16 protein-coding genes are annotated in these 15,604 nt (G+C 66.6%); 2 read left to right on the top strand and 14 right to left on the bottom strand.

Annotated elements, in window-relative coordinates; translation table 11 throughout:
• From RCP37_RS03625 to RCP37_RS03585, 9 genes are all read right to left on the bottom strand, one after another.
• Window positions 1-1,047 (bottom strand): phosphotransferase family protein, encoded by a 1,047-nt coding sequence (locus RCP37_RS03625; RefSeq protein WP_308485650.1) that lies wholly within the window; start codon window positions 1,045-1,047, stop codon window positions 1-3.
• Between the two features lie 178 nt (window positions 1,048-1,225).
• Complete coding sequence (locus tag RCP37_RS03620) at window positions 1,226-2,404, bottom strand: NAD(P)/FAD-dependent oxidoreductase (protein ID WP_308485649.1); 1,179 nt, start codon at window positions 2,402-2,404, stop codon at window positions 1,226-1,228.
• A 30-nt stretch (window positions 2,405-2,434) separates the two neighbouring features.
• Window positions 2,435-3,265 (bottom strand): mycofactocin-coupled SDR family oxidoreductase, encoded by an 831-nt coding sequence (locus RCP37_RS03615; RefSeq protein WP_308485648.1) that lies wholly within the window; start codon window positions 3,263-3,265, stop codon window positions 2,435-2,437.
• Window positions 3,266-3,313: 48 nt separating this feature from the next.
• Window positions 3,314-4,123 carry an SHOCT domain-containing protein gene (locus RCP37_RS03610; RefSeq protein WP_308486925.1) on the bottom strand — a complete coding sequence of 270 codons (810 nt, stop codon included), beginning with the start codon at window positions 4,121-4,123 and terminating at the stop codon, window positions 3,314-3,316.
• 95 nt (window positions 4,124-4,218) lie between these two features.
• Window positions 4,219-5,409, bottom strand: coding sequence for an elongation factor Tu (gene tuf, locus RCP37_RS03605; RefSeq protein WP_308485647.1), 1,191 nt, complete (start codon window positions 5,407-5,409; stop codon window positions 4,219-4,221).
• A 91-nt stretch (window positions 5,410-5,500) separates the two neighbouring features.
• Entirely contained in the window at window positions 5,501-7,603 is a 2,103-nt protein-coding gene (gene fusA / locus RCP37_RS03600) for an elongation factor G (RefSeq protein ID WP_308485646.1), read from the bottom strand.
• A 72-nt stretch (window positions 7,604-7,675) separates the two neighbouring features.
• Window positions 7,676-8,146, bottom strand: a complete 471-nt coding sequence (gene rpsG / locus RCP37_RS03595; RefSeq protein ID WP_024441009.1) for a 30S ribosomal protein S7 — start codon at window positions 8,144-8,146, stop codon at window positions 7,676-7,678.
• Window positions 8,146-8,520 (bottom strand): 30S ribosomal protein S12, encoded by a 375-nt coding sequence (rpsL, locus tag RCP37_RS03590; RefSeq protein WP_007767794.1) that lies wholly within the window; start codon window positions 8,518-8,520, stop codon window positions 8,146-8,148. The genes rpsG and rpsL overlap by 1 nt, the downstream gene beginning before the upstream one ends.
• 253 nt (window positions 8,521-8,773) lie before the next feature.
• The gene (locus tag RCP37_RS03585) at window positions 8,774-9,403 is read right to left on the bottom strand and encodes a TetR/AcrR family transcriptional regulator (RefSeq protein WP_308485645.1); all 630 of its coding nucleotides are present in this window, start codon (window positions 9,401-9,403) and stop codon (window positions 8,774-8,776) included.
• 140 nt (window positions 9,404-9,543) lie between these two features.
• Between RCP37_RS03585 and RCP37_RS03580 the strand changes: the two genes are divergently transcribed.
• Both RCP37_RS03580 and RCP37_RS03575 read left to right on the top strand, forming a co-directional pair.
• Complete coding sequence (locus tag RCP37_RS03580; RefSeq protein WP_308485644.1) at window positions 9,544-9,909, top strand: DUF3060 domain-containing protein; 366 nt, start codon at window positions 9,544-9,546, stop codon at window positions 9,907-9,909.
• The gene (locus tag RCP37_RS03575) at window positions 9,906-10,316 is read left to right on the top strand and encodes a DUF3060 domain-containing protein (protein ID WP_308485643.1); all 411 of its coding nucleotides are present in this window, start codon (window positions 9,906-9,908) and stop codon (window positions 10,314-10,316) included. The genes RCP37_RS03580 and RCP37_RS03575 overlap by 4 nt, the downstream gene beginning before the upstream one ends.
• 7 nt (window positions 10,317-10,323) lie before the next feature.
• Here the strand turns inward: RCP37_RS03575 and RCP37_RS03570 are convergent, their stop codons facing one another.
• From RCP37_RS03570 to RCP37_RS03550, 5 genes are all read right to left on the bottom strand, one after another.
• Complete coding sequence (locus RCP37_RS03570) at window positions 10,324-11,085, bottom strand: crotonase/enoyl-CoA hydratase family protein (RefSeq protein ID WP_308485642.1); 762 nt, start codon at window positions 11,083-11,085, stop codon at window positions 10,324-10,326.
• Window positions 11,082-11,795, bottom strand: coding sequence for a PaaX family transcriptional regulator C-terminal domain-containing protein (locus RCP37_RS03565; protein ID WP_308486924.1), 714 nt, complete (start codon window positions 11,793-11,795; stop codon window positions 11,082-11,084). The genes RCP37_RS03570 and RCP37_RS03565 overlap by 4 nt, the downstream gene beginning before the upstream one ends.
• Window positions 11,796-11,824: 29 nt before the next feature.
• Entirely contained in the window at window positions 11,825-12,760 is a 936-nt protein-coding gene (locus tag RCP37_RS03560) for a crotonase/enoyl-CoA hydratase family protein (RefSeq protein ID WP_308485641.1), read from the bottom strand.
• A 7-nt stretch (window positions 12,761-12,767) separates the two neighbouring features.
• Window positions 12,768-14,408: an acyl-CoA dehydrogenase family protein gene (locus RCP37_RS03555; RefSeq protein WP_308485640.1), complete on the bottom strand. Its 1,641-nt coding sequence runs from the start codon at window positions 14,406-14,408 to the stop codon at window positions 12,768-12,770.
• A gap of 433 nt (window positions 14,409-14,841) precedes the next feature.
• The gene (locus RCP37_RS03550) at window positions 14,842-15,600 is read right to left on the bottom strand and encodes a deoxyribonuclease IV (protein ID WP_308485639.1); all 759 of its coding nucleotides are present in this window, start codon (window positions 15,598-15,600) and stop codon (window positions 14,842-14,844) included.
• Window positions 15,601-15,604: the final 4 nt, after the last annotated feature.

Genomic DNA, 15,604 nt, shown 5'->3' with positions numbered 1-15,604 from the left:
TCAACCTCGCTTTGCCGGCAGGGAACGGGCGAGTTCGGCCGCGGCGCTGATCAACTGCGGGATCATCGGGCCCATCGCGGCGGCGATCTTCGGGTCGACCCGATCACCGGTGACCGAGGCGGCGTAGGTCTTCTCCAGCACGATGCCCAACTTCCAGTTGGCCAGCACCAGGTAGTAGTCGATGTTCTCGGTGGACAGGCCGCTGACCTGCTCGTAGCGCTCCAGCAACTCCGATCGGGTCGGCATACCCGCGAGGTCGGCGTAATACCCTTGGGTGCGCGGGTTTTCGCCGTCATATCCCAGCAGCGCCCAAGCCAGGTCCAGTAGCGGATCGCCGATGGTCGTCATCTCCCAGTCGATGATCGCGATCAGCTTCGCGGGGGCGCCGTGGGCGTACATCACGTTGGCGAACTGGTAGTCGCCGTGCATGATGCCCGGCGTGTAGTGCGCCGGCCGGTTGCGGCGCAACCAGTCGGAGGCCTCGTCCAGGCCCGGCAGGTCCCGCACCCGATAGCTGTCCAGGAAGGCCAGCCAGCGGTCCACTTGGCGCTCATGGAAGCCGTCCGGGCGGCCGAACCCGTCGAGGCCCTGCGCCCGCCAGTCCACTCGACCGAGCCGCGCGGCGCCCTCAACCAGCTCGAAGGCCAGGCCGCGGCGCGCATTCAGGTCGGCGTCGTACGGCCCCGGCCAGGCGTTGCCGGTCGAATTCCAGCCGTCCACCTCGGCCATCACGTAGAACGGCGTGCCGAGCAGCTCACCGCTGTCGTCGGCGGCAATCAATTGGGCGTGCGGGACATCGGTTCCCGACAGCGCCCGTACCAGGCGGATCTCACGCCGCAGCCCGTCGATGCGGGCGGAGTCCGCCCGGGCGTCCGGCATTCGCAGCACCATCGTGGCTTCGCCTCGACGCACCCGGTACAGGGTGTTTTGCGAGCCGCCGCTGAGCGGTTCCAGTATCGGCTGCTCACCGCAGCCGGGGGCACCACGGGCGTCGAGCCATCGCCCCAACGCGCCGCTGTCGAGCTGTGCCGCCTGTCCATCCGCCATCGCATGCACCTCGCAATCTCTGTGCAGAGAATAGCGTTCTCCAAGCGACAGCACCAGACCACGTTTGAAATTGCGCCCAGGGTCGTGGATCGACGAAATCTACAGCCCTGGAGGCAATCTCAACGATTGATTGGTAATGGTGGTGTTTGTGGGGCGATCCGATCCCCACTGACGTGCGTCAGGTAAGCACCTCGGAGATCGGCGCGCCGGCGATGATCTTGGCCCGTGCACCCATCACCTTGCCGGGCCGGCCCGCACCGACCACGCCGGCCAGCACGCCGTTGCGCTCGTAGTAGGCCAGGAACTTGTGACCGTCGTCCTCGACCAGGTGCACGGTGTCGGTGGCTTCCGGCTCACCGAGGCACTGGATCTTCACGTCGTACTGGTCGCTCCAGAAGTACGCCGGCACCGCCACGTCATGCAGTGATTCCCGACCCAGCATGGTCGGGACCATCACTCGCACCTGGGTGACGACATTGCTCCAGTGCTCGACGCGCACCTGGTGCCCGTCGCGGCCCCGCCAGAACGCCACGTCGCCGACGGCCCAGACGTTCGGCGCACTGGTGCGCCCGGTCGCATCGCACAGCACTCCGTTGTCGATGTCGATCCCGCTGCCGTCCAGCCATTCGGTCGCCGGCCGCGAACCCACGCCCAGCACCACGACGTCGGCGGCCAGCTCGGTGCCGTCGGTGAGCACCACGGTCTCGACGCGGCCGGTGCCGCGAACCTCGGCGACACCGATACCGCTGCGGACATCGACGCCGTTGGTCCGGTGCAGCCGCGCCACCAGTTCGCCGATCTGCTCACCGAGGACGGCGGCCAGCGGGGTGGGCTGCGGCTCGACCAGCACGACGTCCACGCCCAGCTTGCGCAGGCTGGCCGCCGCCTCACAGCCGATGAATCCGGCGCCGATCACCACGGCGCGACTGGCGCCGGCCGCGTCCTCGCGCAGCGCCAGACTGTCCTCGAAGGACCGGACCACCCGGATGCCGTCCAGGTCGCCGAAGCTCGGGATACGCCGCGGCACCAGACCGGTGGCGATCACCAGGTGGTCATAACCCAGCACGGTGCCGTCTGCCAGCGTCACCGATTGCGCCGCGGTGTCGACACTGCGAGCACCGCAACCCAGCCGCAGGCTGATGTCGTGGGATTCGTAGAACTCCGGGGGCTCGAGCGTGGTGTCGTCGCGCTCGCCGCGCAGCACCTCTTTGGTCAGCGGCGGCCGGTCATAGGGCGGGCGAGTCTCGTCGGAGACGATCGTGATCGGCCCCGCGTACTCTTCGCGCCGCAATTCCTCGGCCGTGCGGACAGCCGCCAGGCCGCCACCGACGATAACGATCCCGTTGTCGGGCACCACGATCCCCCTGTTTCTCCCGGCCAGGGGCGATCAGTACTTGAGCGCGCCCTTGTCGACCTGGATCTGGACTCCCGTCAGGATTCCAGAGCCATCGCCGGCCAACCAAACCACCACGTCGGAGACCTGGTCAGGGGTCATGAAGGACTGCGGGTGCAGCGGCATCGGGGGGAAGGCGTGCAGGTAGTCGGGGCGCTCGGTGAAGATCTGGGCCATCACCTGCGGTTCGATCATCGGGGTGTCCACCGAGTAGGGGTGAATCGAGTTGACCCGGATCCGGTGTGCTCCGACCTCGAGAGCCAGCGTGTTAGTCAGACCCACCAGGGCGTGCTTGCTCGCCGCGTAGTGTCCGTTGCCCGGTGTGGCCTTCAGCCCGGCCGATGAGCTGACGATCACGATCGAACCGCCGTTGTCGGCCTCGATCATTGCCGGCACCGCCGCCCGGATGGTGCGCCAGGTGCCGGTCAGGTTCACGTCGATGACGGTGTTCCACTGCTCGTCGGTGAGCTCCCACAGCCGGCCCCAGCTCAGCACGCCGGCGTTGGCCACCACCACGTCCAGGCGTCCGAACTGCTCGACACCGTCGTCGACCAGCTTGCGCAGCCCGGCATCGTCACGAACGTCGACCGCGCGGGCCAGCACCTTGCGGCCGTGGGCCTCGACCCCGGCGACCATCTCGGCGAATTCCTCGGGCGTGGCCGCCGGATAGGTGATGCAGTCAGACGCCGGGGCGCAGATGTCGGCGGCGATGATGTCGGCGCCGGCGGCCGCCAGCCGGATCGCATGCGAACGGCCCTGGCCGCGCGCCGCACCGGTAACAAAGGCCACCTTGCCCTGCAGATTGTGGTTCTGGCTCTCGCTCACTCGACGAGGCTAGCAGCTACATATGGAACGTGTTCTAATTCCGTACCCTCAGAGGTCGGCGATGATCTGGGCCCGCTTTTGGGCGTACTCTTCGTCGGTCACCGTGCCCGCCGCGTGCAGTGCCGTCAGTTCCTGCAACCGCTCACCGACGGACGGCTGCTCACCGGGTGCGACTGGCGGCTCGGCCGCCGCCGACCGCTGGTCGACCGCTCGGCGCACCACCGCGCTGATCTGCTGTCGCAGTGCAGGATTCGACCGCACGTCCACCATCTGGTTCAGACCCACGCCGTGGGACTTCAGTAGCTGCAGGATCTCCATCAGCGGGCCGGATTGACCGCTCAGATCGTAGGTCTGGCCGTCTTCGGCAACGTTGAACTGCGCAGGCACCAGCCCGTTGACCACCGCGCTGCGTTCCCAGTCGATCAGGTGCTTGCCGCTGACCGGGTCTACCTGGACCACCAGCTTGCGGGCGGTGATGTTGCCCAATCGGCTGACACTGGCGATGACCCGTTCCTCGGTGTCCATCGGCGTCAAGCCCGGACCGGTGATGTGCAACTGCAGTTTGACCAGCGGCTGGTCGTTGATCCGCGTGCCGGTCTCGGTGATGCCGTTGATCTGCGCGAGCCCCAACACCCCGTCGCGCTCCAGCATTGCGGCATCGCTGGCCGATCGCGCTCCGAAGTACGCGAGCGCCAGGGCCACCAGCACGTCGACCACGGTGATCGCGATACCGCTGTAGTACATCCACCGCGTCATCTCGTATTCGCCGATGGCGTAGTAGGCAATCAGGAAAATGGGCCCGACCAAGCCCCCGCACAGCAGGACGAGCAACTGGGCCTTGACGTATCGCCACAACATCACGTGACCAGCGTCTAACACTGCGTTGCCGCGCAAACGCAAAATCCCCCTTTTCCCGAAGGAAAAGGGGGACCTTACGACTGCTAGCGCAGGAACTACTTGATGATCTTGACGACCCGGCCGGCGCCGACGGTACGACCACCCTCACGGATGGCGAACCGCAGACCCTCGTCCATGGCGACAGGCTGGATCAGCTTGACGCTCATCTCGGTGTTGTCACCGGGCATAACCATCTCGGTGCCCTCGGGCAGGGTCACCACACCGGTCACGTCGGTGGTCCGGAAGTAGAACTGCGGACGGTAGTTGTTGAAGAACGGCGTGTGGCGGCCACCCTCGTCCTTGGACAGGATGTAGGCCTGACCCTCGAACTCGGTGTGCGGGGTGGTGGTGCCGGGCTTGACCACAACCTGGCCACGCTCGACGTCCTCACGCTTGATACCACGGATCAGCAGACCGACGTTGTCACCGGCCTGACCCTGGTCGAGCAGCTTGCGGAACATCTCCACACCGGTGACCGTGGTCTTGGTGGTCTCCGGACGGATGCCGACGATCTCGACTTCCTCGTTCACGTTGATCACGCCACGCTCGACACGACCGGTGACCACGGTGCCACGACCGGTGATCGTGAACACGTCCTCAACCGGCATCAGGAACGGCTTGTCGGTCTCGCGAACCGGGTCCGGAACGGACTCGTCGACGGCCTCCATCAGGTCCTCGACGGACTTGACCCACTTCTCGTCGCCCTCGAGCGCCTTCAGAGCCGACACCCGGACCACCGGGGCCTCCTCGTCGAACTCCTGGGCAGCCAGCAGCTCGCGGACCTCCATCTCGACGAGCTCGAGGAGTTCCTCGTCGTCGACCATGTCGGACTTGTTCAGCGCCACCAGGATGTAGGGCACACCGACCTGACGGGCCAGCAGCACGTGCTCGCGGGTCTGCGGCATCGGGCCGTCGGTGGCCGCGACCACCAGGATCGCGCCGTCCATCTGGGCGGCACCGGTGATCATGTTCTTGATGTAGTCAGCGTGGCCCGGCGCGTCGACGTGGGCGTAGTGCCGCTTCTCGGTCTGGTACTCCACGTGGGAGATGTTGATCGTGATACCGCGCTGACGCTCTTCGGGCGCGTTGTCGATCTGGTCGAACGCACGCGACTCGTTGAGGGCCGGGTACTTGTCGTGCAGAACCTTGGTGATAGCCGCGGTCAGCGTGGTCTTGCCGTGGTCAACGTGACCGATGGTCCCGATGTTGACGTGCGGCTTCGTCCGCTCGAACTTCGCCTTCGCCACTTCTTGTCCTCCTGGACTTGTTGGTGCTGAGTTACAGCAGGTTTGATCTTTTTGGGTTTGTGCCACCGTAGCGGCACGGGCGGGAAGCTGGTTACTCGCCCGTTGCCTTCGCGATAATCTCCTTCGCCACCTGCGCCGGCACTTCGGCGTAGGAGTCGAACACCATGGAGTAGTTCGCCCGGCCCTGGGTCTTCGACCGCAAGTCTCCGACATAGCCGAACATCTCCGACAGCGGCACCTGCGCCTTGACGACGCGCGCACCGCTGCGCTCCTCCATGGCCTGGATCTGGCCACGGCGGGAGTTCAGGTCGCCGATCACATCGCCCATGTAGTCCTCGGGCGTGGTGACCTCAACGGCCATGATCGGTTCCAGGATCACCGGCTGCGCGGCAGCGGCAGCCTTCTTCAGCGCCTGCGAGCCGGCCACCTTGAAGGCCATCTCGGAGGAGTCGACGTCGTGGTACTGACCGTCGGTCAGGGTGACCTTGATGTTGACCAGCGGGTAGCCGGCCAGCACGCCGTACTGCATGGCGTCCTGGGCTCCGGCGTCCACCGCGGGGATGTACTCGCGGGGCACGCGGCCACCGGTGACCTTGTTCTCGAACTCGTAGGTCGCACCGTCTTCGCCGGTGAACGGTTCGATGTCGATGAGGACCTTCGCGAACTGGCCCGAGCCACCCGTCTGCTTCTTGTGGGTGTATTCGACCTTCTCCACCTTGCGGCGGATGGTCTCCTTGTAGGCCACCTGCGGCTTGCCGACGTTGGCCTCGACCTTGAACTCGCGGCGCATGCGGTCCACCAGGATGTCCAGGTGCAGCTCGCCCATGCCGCCGATCACGGTCTGACCGGTCTCCTGGTCGAGGTGGACCTTGAAGGTCGGGTCCTCTTCGGCCAGCTTCTGGATGGCCAGGCTCAGCTTCTCCTGGTCACTCTTGGTCTTGGGCTCGATGGCCACCTCGATGACCGGAGCCGGGAACGTCATCGACTCGAGCACGATCTGGTTGTTCGGGTCGCACAGGGTGTCGCCGGTGGTGGTGTCCTTCAGGCCGATCATCGCGTAGATGTGGCCGGCGAACGCCGAGTCGACCGGGTTCTCCTTGTTGGAGTGCATCTGGAACAGCTTGCCCAGCCGCTCCTTCTTGCCCTTGGTCGAGTTGACCACCTGCGTGCCGGACTCGACCTTGCCCGAGTACACCCGAACGTAGGTGAGCTTGCCGAAGAACGGGTGCACCGCGATCTTGAACGCCAGCGCCGAGAAAGGCTCGTCGATGCTGGGCTTGCGGCTGATGACCTCGTCTTCCTTGCCGGGCACGTGGCCCTGCACGGACTCGACGTCCAGCGGCGACGGCAGGTAGTCGATCACCGCGTCCAGCATCGGCTGGACACCCTTGTTCTTGAACGCGCTGCCGCACAGCACCGGGTAGAGCTCGGAGGAGACCGTCAGCTTGCGGATGCCGCCCTTGATCTCCTCAATCGAGAGCTCCTCGCCGCCGAGGTACTTCTCCAGCAGGGCCTCGTCGGTCTCGGCGACTGCCTCCAGCAGAGCGGTCCGGTACTCGTCGGCCTTGTCGGTCAGGTCGGCCGGGATCTCGATGGTCTCGTAGGTCTCACCGAGCTTGGTCTCGCCGCGCCACACCTTGGCGTTCATCTCGACCAGGTCGACGATGCCCTCGAAGTCGTTCTCCGCGCCGATCGGCAGCTGGATCACCAGCGGGCGAGCACCGAGGCGCTCTTCGATGGTGCGCACGGTGAAGTAGAAGTCCGCACCGAGCTTGTCCATCTTGTTGACGAAGCAGATCCGGGGCACGTCGTACTTGTCGGCCTGCCGCCACACCTGCTCGGACTGCGGCTCCACGCCCTCCTTGCCGTCGAACACGGCAACGGCGCCATCAAGGACCCGCAGGGAGCGCTCCACCTCGACGGTGAAGTCGACGTGGCCCGGGGTGTCGATGATGTTGATCTGGTTCTTGTTCCAGAAGCAGGTCACCGCGGCGGAGGTGATGGTGATGCCGCGCTCCTGCTCCTGCTCCATCCAGTCGGTCGTGGAGGCACCGTCGTGCGTCTCACCGATCTTGTAGTTGACGCCGGTGTAGTACAGGATCCGCTCGGTCGTCGTCGTCTTACCCGCATCGATGTGCGCCATGATGCCGATATTGCGGACCTTGTTCAGGTCAGTCAGCACATCCTGTGCCACAGCAGTCTTCCCACTCTTTCGGTTACTTCAATTGCTTGTTGTCGCAAGTGTCCGGCAGTTACGCCGGGGTGATCACCAGCGGTAGTGCGCGAACGCCCGGTTGGCCTCGGCCATCTTGTGGGTGTCTTCGCGCCGCTTGACGGCGGCACCCAGGCCATTGCTGGCGTCCAGGATCTCGTTGGCCAGGCGCTCGATCATGGTCTTCTCCCGGCGAGCCCGCGAGAAGCTCACCAGCCAGCGCAGCGCCAGCGTGGTGGAGCGCTCGGCGCGCACCTCGACCGGAACCTGGTAGGTGGCACCACCGACGCGGCGGCTGCGAACCTCGAGGGCCGGCTTGACGTTGTCCATTGCACGCTTGAGCGTCACGACCGGGTCAGTACCGGTCTTGTCCCGAGCCTGCTCGAGAGCGCCGTAGACGATGCGCTCGGCCAGCGACTTCTTGCCGTCCAGCAGCACCTTGTTGACCAACTGGGTGACCAGCTGCGACCCGTAGACGGGGTCGTTGACCAGCGGACGCTTAGGTGCGGGGCCCTTGCGCGGCATTAGCTCTTCTCCTTCTTAGCGCCGTAGCGGCTGCGGGCCTGCTTGCGGTTCTTGACTCCCTGGGTGTCCAGCGAGCCGCGGATGATCTTGTAGCGCACACCCGGCAGGTCCTTCACACGACCACCACGCACCAGCACCATCGAGTGCTCCTGCAGGTTGTGACCCTCACCCGGGATGTAGGCAGTCACCTCCACCTGGCTGGTCAGCTTCACGCGCGCCACCTTGCGAAGCGCCGAGTTCGGCTTCTTCGGGGTGGTGGTGTACACGCGGGTGCACACGCCCCGTCGCTGCGGGCTGCCCTTGAGGGCCGCGGTCTTCACCTTGGCGACCTTGTCGCGGCGGCCCTTACGGACCAGCTGCTGAATGGTTGGCATCTACCGGCTTCCTGTATCGCTGTTCAAAACTGTCGTAAATCCGCGGTCTGTGCCCCACCGCTACCCCGCGGTCGGGCGTGTCGCATGGGCCGCTGCGGATTCCTCCGCTGCATAATGGACATGCGAATTGGGCCAGGCGCGCGCGTTATGTCACCAAACGCGCCTCGGTGGCCAGGCACGAGCTACCACAATACCCGGCAGCACTCCGGCAGGTCAAAGCGCGTCGACGCAGCCCCTCCCGCCCGCTCCGCGACTACTGGGTACGGCTGTCCATCGCCGAGGCCAGCCTGCGGACCATGTCGGAGAAGACGGCGTCGGTGTCCACGTCATCCATCACGCCGGTCATCTCCAACAGGACAAATCCGTGCATGGCCGCCCAGAACTCCAGGGCCGCGTGAAACGCCCGGTCCCCTTCGAGTCCGTAGGACGCCAACACCTCGATGACCGGGGCGGCGGCCCGGGTGGCCGCGGCGGTGTATTCCGGGTCGTCGCCGCCCAGCGGCATCCGGGTGAACGCCGAATACCGGCCCGGGTGGTGATGGGCATAACTGCGATAGGCGCCGGCCATCACCAGCACCGCATCGTCGCGGGCGCGGCCCTGCCCGACCTGGGTCAACATCTCCAGAATGTCGTCGATCACCCGCATCCGCATGGCGCGCCGCAGGTCGCCCAGGCTGTGCACGTGGTTGTACAGCGACGGGCCCTTGGTGCCCAGCTGGGTTGCCAACGCGTTGATGGTCAAAGCGTCCCAGCCCTCGCGGTCCAGGAAGTTCAGGGCCGCATTGACGATGACTTCGCGACTCAGCTTGACCGGGCGCGCCCCCGCTTTGCCGTTGGCGCGCGAGCGACCCCCCGCGGCGGGCGGGTCTGGTCGAGCTGACATGGCGTAGGCCCTTCGTAGGGTGCGGCAGGAGGAGAACAGCACAGAACTCTAATCGACCGATTAGTAGGGGAACCCGAGTACGCGCCAGCCGGTGCGACGTAAGCTTTGCCGAGATTGCGTCCGGCGAGAGGGGCTCGGAGATGAAATGGACCGCGCTGGCTAGTGCGCTGCTGGGTCTGGCCGCCGGTTCACTGGGGGCAGCCGCGACGGCGGGCGCCGTGCCGGGCGACATCCACATCTACGGGGTGCACGAGACCCACACCCTGGACTGCAACGGCGGGACGCTGTTCATCAACGGCGTCAACCTCACCATCCACGCGATGGGCACCTGCTACGCGGTGACCACGCAGGGCTCGCAGAACACCGTGATCGCCGACACCATCGTCAACGACGTCACCGTCTACGGCAACGACACGACCGTGTACTTCCATAACGGCGACCCGTTGCTGTTCGACCGCGGACGCGAGTTGGGGATGACGAACCGGCTCCAACGCGTACCGGCGTGACCCCCGTTCTCCGGGTAAACCTCTGCTCGCTGCTGGCCGGCGGAATGACGCTGCTCGCAGTCGCGCTCACCGGCTGCGAGGCAGACGCACCGCCCAAGTCCTCGCGGATCTCGCAGAACTACGACGGCCGGTTCGCCAACACGATCCGATACGAGTCGTTCGGCGCGACATCGGCTTTGGACTGCGCCGACGGCAAATCGCTGAACGTGGCCGGTTCGAACAACAAGCTGACGGTACGCGGCCGGTGCGAAGCGGTGAACGTAGGCGGTGCCGACAATCGCATCACCATCGAGCGTATCGACAAGACACTGACGATCACCGGGCTCAACAACTCCATCACCTATCGCGGCGGCGATCCCAAAGTCGACAACCGCGGGTCGGGCAACACCGTCGCCGACAAGCGCTGACGGGGAGTCAGGCTTTAGCGCCGTGGCGGCCGGCCCCGCCGGCGAAGCGGCCCGCCCCGCGCAGCGCCTCGTCGGCTACCCGCTCGATGCTTTCGAATTCGGAGTCCAGCGCGTGGGATTCGGTCATGCCCCACTGTCGCAGCGCCGACAACCGATCCGAGCGCAGGCAACGCTGCGGCAGCTCGGCCAGTTCGAGGGCCAGCTGCTCGGCTGCGCCTCGCGCATCTCCGGTCGGGACAACACGATTGGCCAGTCCGATCGCCAGCGCTTCCTCGGCGTTCACCGCTCGGCCGGTGAGGATCATGTCCATGGCGCGACTGTGGCCGATCAGTCTGGGCAATCGCACGGTGCCGCCGTCGATGAGCGGAACGCCCCAGCGCCGGCAAAAGACGCCGAAGGTCGCGTCGGCCTCAACCACCCGCATGTCGCACCACAGCGCCAACTCCAGGCCACCGGCAACCGCGTAGCCGCTGACCGCGGCGATCACCGGCTTGGACAACATCATTCGAGTTGGTCCCATCGGCCCCGGCCCGCTGCGATGGGTCTGATTGGCGTTCGGCGTACCCAAGGCTTTGAGATCGGCACCGGCGCAAAAAGTTCCGTGGTCGCCCCACAGCACGGCCACCGACGCGCTCGCATCGCGGTCAAACTCCTCGAAGGCCTGATACAGCGCGGCGGCGGTCGGGCCGTCGACGGCGTTGCGGGCATGCGGCCGATCCAAGATCACCGTGGTGACCGGGCCATTGCGCTCCACGCGCACCGCACTCATCGCAGCACCGCCTCTCGGTCCGCGTCGCGTCGCGCGACCAGTTCGTCGGCGAATTCCGCGTAGCGACTGCGGATTCGCTCCCCCGGCCAGTCCGCCGGAAGTAGTCCGGGCGGTAGCACCGGGTCACGACGCAGGTGGCGGACCATGGCCGCGGCAATGACGAAGCGGCTTGGCACGTCCTCGGCGTCGGCCATCGCGGCAAGCAGCTCGTGGCCCGTCTGCGCCCACGCCGTCAGATCCCACAGCGTGGCTGCCAGTTCGGCGGGCTTCTCGTCACGCGCTGTGAGCAGCCGGGTATACCCCCTGAGACCCTCACCCAACTCGACGTCGATGTTGTCCGGACGCATCCAGAATCCCTCGCGCAGCTCGGCGAACCGCCGTTCGGTCAGCCCCGAGCGCAAGGCGGCCCGGGTTCGCGCGTCGCAGCCGATGGTGGTGATCACCACGGCCAGCCAGTTGCCGTCCCAGCGCCTGGTCTGCGGATTCAGCGCCACGTCCTGTAGACGCTGACGCTCCAGCAGACGTTCGGACAGTCCGTACCCTTCGACCGATCGGACCAAGTCGCCGGCAGCGACCAGCCGGGTCAGGGCTACTCGCAGGGCTGTTTCTTTGATACCGAAATCTGTTGTCAATCGCAGTAATTCAGCTGCGGTGGCCGACGCTGGGTGGGCGCCCAGGAGCACCGACAGAACTACCGAGCGGGCCGTCATACGCACTGTGTCGGACATCGGGTGACCGCCTAGACCCCGGAGGTCTTTCGGCCGTAATCCCCGAACGGCTCGTCGCGGTGTCGCACCGCGTCACGGAACCCATGCTGCACCGCGTCGGCGACGAAGGCGTGCCCCTCCGGCGTGTGTCGCGCCACCCCATCGAACACGGTGCTGACCATGCGGCTGGTGGCCACGCCCTGCTGCAGCAGTGCGGTGTTGAGGGCGAGTTTGGCCATGATCAGTTGGTTGACCGGCATCGCGGCGATCCGGGCCACCAGGCGTTCGGTGCGCTCGTCGAGATCAGCGGGCTCGGGAGCCTCGATCGCCAGCCCCCACTCGGCGGCCTGAGCTCCGGTGATGCAATCTCCGGTCAGCAGTAGGCGTTTGGCGCGCTGGTCGCCGAGCCGGTGTGCCCAGAGGCCGGCCGCCGGCACCCCCCACACCCGCATCGGCGGGTAGCCGATCTTGGCGTCGGACGCCGCGATCACCTGGTCGGCGTGCAGGGCGATGTCGGTGCCACCGGCGACGCAGTAGCCGTGGATCTTGACCACGGTGGGCTTGTCGGCGTGCATCAGCGAGGCGAAGCCGCGGACGAATCGGCTCATCATCTGGTAGTCGATCATCGGGTCCCACGGCTGATCCGAGCGGTGGTTGGTGGCCTGCGTCTTACCGTCGAGCACACTGCCCCGGTAGTTCTCCCCGCCCGCCGACGACGAGCCCTCGGCGTAGGCGCCCAGGTCGAAACCGGCGCAGAATCCCTCGCCGCGGCCCGACACCAGGATCACATGCACGTTGGGATCCAGATCGGCGCGTTCCACCAGCGCCGACAATTCCAGCGGGGTGTCAGCGGTGATCGCGTTCCCGTGTTCCGGGCGGTTGAAGGTGATCCGGGCGATGCGGTCGGTGACCTCGTAGGTCATCGTCCGCAGGTTGTCGAACTCGACCGGGGCGATGTGATGGCGCATGCCGGGGTCAGCCCTTGACCAGCGCACGCTCGATGATCGGCCCGAGATCGAGGCCGGCCGGCAGGGTGCCGAACGCACCACCCCATTGGCCGCCGAGCCGCGTCGCCAGGAACGCCTCGGCGACGGCCGGGTGGCCGTGGCGCACCAGCAACCCGCCCTGCAACGCCAGACAGATGTCCTCGGCGATCTTGCGCGCCTGGTACTGGGCGGCGACCACGTCAGCGCCCAGGCCCGCCAGTTGGGTCTTCAACCCGTCGACGTGGGCGTCGAGGCGGCGATCCTGCCCGGCGGTCTCGGCCAGCTCATCGAAGAGCACGGCTACCGATTGGGGCTGGGTGGCCAGGGCGCGCAGCGTGTCCAGGGCGCTGACGTTGCCCGAGCCCTCCCAGATTCCCATCAACGGCGCCTCGCGGTATAGCCGCGGCATCAGGGAATCTTCGATGTAGCCGTTGCCGCCCAGGCACTCCATCGCCTCGCCGGCGTGCGGGGTGGCGCGTTTGCACACCCAGTACTTGGTGGCCGCCAGCCCGATCCGGCGCAGCAGCCCCTCTCGCTCATCGCCGCGGACCGCCCTGTCGGTGGCACCGGCCATCCGCATCGACACCATGGTGGCGGCTTCGGCCTCCACGGCCAGATCGGCCAGCACGTTGCGCATCAGTGGCTGATCGATCAGGTAAGCGCCGAACGCCTTGCGGTGCTGAGCGTGGTAGATGGCGCGGGCCAGACCCATCCGCATGCTGGTGGCACTGCCCAATGCGCAGTCCAGGCGGGTGAGGTTGACCATTTCGATGATGACCGAGACCCCGCGGCCCTCCTCGCCCACCAGCCAGGCGGTCGCGCCGTCGTACTCGATCTCACTGGAGGCGTTGGCGTGGTTGCCGAGCTTGTCCTTGAGCCGCTGCAGCCGCATCCGGTTGCGGGTGCCGTCGGGCAGGATCCGGGGCAGGAAGAAACAGCTCAGCCCGCCGGGAGCCTGCGCCAGCACCAGGAACACGTCGCACATCGGCGCGGAGGTGAACCACTTGTGCCCGGTCAGGGTGTAGCTGCCGTCAGCGTTCGGCACGGCCTGGGTGGTTCCGGCGCGCACGTCGGAGCCGCCCTGCTTCTCGGTCATCGACATGCCCGCGGTGATACCGGCCTTGGTGCCCGGCACCTTCAGCTCGGGGTCGTAGACCCGGCTGGTCAGCAGCGGCTCGTAAGTCTTGGCGAGCTCGGCGTTGTTACGCAGCGCGGGCACGATCGCATACGTCATCGAGATCGGGCAGACGTGACCCGGTTCAGCGGTCCACACCCCGGTTTGGGCGGCGCGGACGACATGCGCGCCGGGGCGCGGGTCGGCCCACGGAGCGGCGTGCAGGCCGTGGGCGATCGCGGTGCGCATCAGCTCGTGGTACGCCGGGTCGTATTCCACTTCGTCAATCCGGTTACCGACGACGTCGTGGGTGTGCAGCACCGGCCGGTTGCGGTCGGCGAGCTCGCCCCAGCGTTGCACCTGCTTAGACCCGGACAATGCCCCAAGGTCGGTGACCTCGTCGACGCCCCATTGGCCGCCCTCACGGATCAGCGATTCAATGAGGACCGGGGACGACGCCGGGTTATAGCCTTCCAGCGGAAGGACCTGGTTGGTGACGATATGCGTGTCGGCCATAGCCGAATATTACAGTTTTTGCACGCACGCACAATGGGTGTAATCAAATTGGTGTCCGGCAAACAAAAAACGGCGGTCACGGCCCGGAGTCGGGAGGTTCCAGGCTGTGACCGCCGTCGTTTTGGGGCGCCGGACTATGGGCTGCGCACTCCCCCCACACCGTGTTGGTGTCGCTCAGGCATTTGGACCCCCTCCAGTCCTGAGTCGTGTGCGCAGTTGCCGCGGTCACGGCGCCTAGCAAAGTTGTAGCACACAACCGACCCAATGTCGCCTCCTAAGCGGAAAATGGTCCAAATCGGATGTTTTTTGGCGTACCGGCCAGGCACCTCTCAGCTGCCAGGTGGGTCCGGCGCCCGGGTTGATATGCGTCCACCTACGCGGACCCACCAGCGCCAGTCGGCCGCACCGGCAACCACCACGCGCGCGGGTGCGGTTAACGCAGTCGGTCTTTGAGGAACGCGATGTCGGCCTTGCGGCCCTCTTCGGCGGTCTCGCAGATCACCGGGGCGTCGGCGGCCTTGACCACCGCGACCAACAGGTCCGGGTCGATCTGGCCGTCACCGAAGTTGGCGTGCCGGTCCCGTCCGGAGCCGGGTGCGTCCTTGGAGTCGTTGCAGTGCACCAGGTCGATGCGGCCGGTGATCGCCTTGATGCGCTCCACGGCGTCGGGCAGCGATTCCCCGGCCGCCCAGGTGTGGCAGGTGTCCAGGCAGAACCCGACGCCGGTGTCGCCGATGTGGTCCCACAGCTTGGCGATGGTGTCGAAGTGCCGCGCCATCGCATAGTCGCCGCCAGCGGTGTTCTCCAGGTACACCGGGACGGTGGTCTCCAGACGGTCCAGCGCCTTGCGCCACCGCGCGAATCCGGCTTGCGGGTCGTCGTCATCGGCGGTCACGTGGCCGCCGTGCACGATCACCGCGACTGCGCCGATGTCGGCGGCGGCGTCGCAGGTCTGCTGCAAGATGGTGCGCGACGGGATGCGCACCCGGTTGTTCGGGGAGGCCACGTTGATCAGGTACGGCGCGTGCACGTAAATCGGCAGCGCCGCCGCGCGAAGCTGCGCCGCGTCCTCACGTGGTTTGGGGGGCTTCCAGCTCTGCGGGTTGCCGAGGAAGATCTGCACCACGTCGGCGCCATCGGCCTCGGCGGCGGCCAGCGGATTCTGCGGGCGCACATGGGATCCGATCAACACGGCG

The organism is Mycolicibacter sp. MU0102 (assembly GCF_963378105.1).
Lineage (GTDB): Bacteria > Actinomycetota > Actinomycetes > Mycobacteriales > Mycobacteriaceae > Mycobacterium > Mycobacterium holstebronense.
This window is presented reverse-complemented; position numbering and strand designations above follow the sequence as displayed.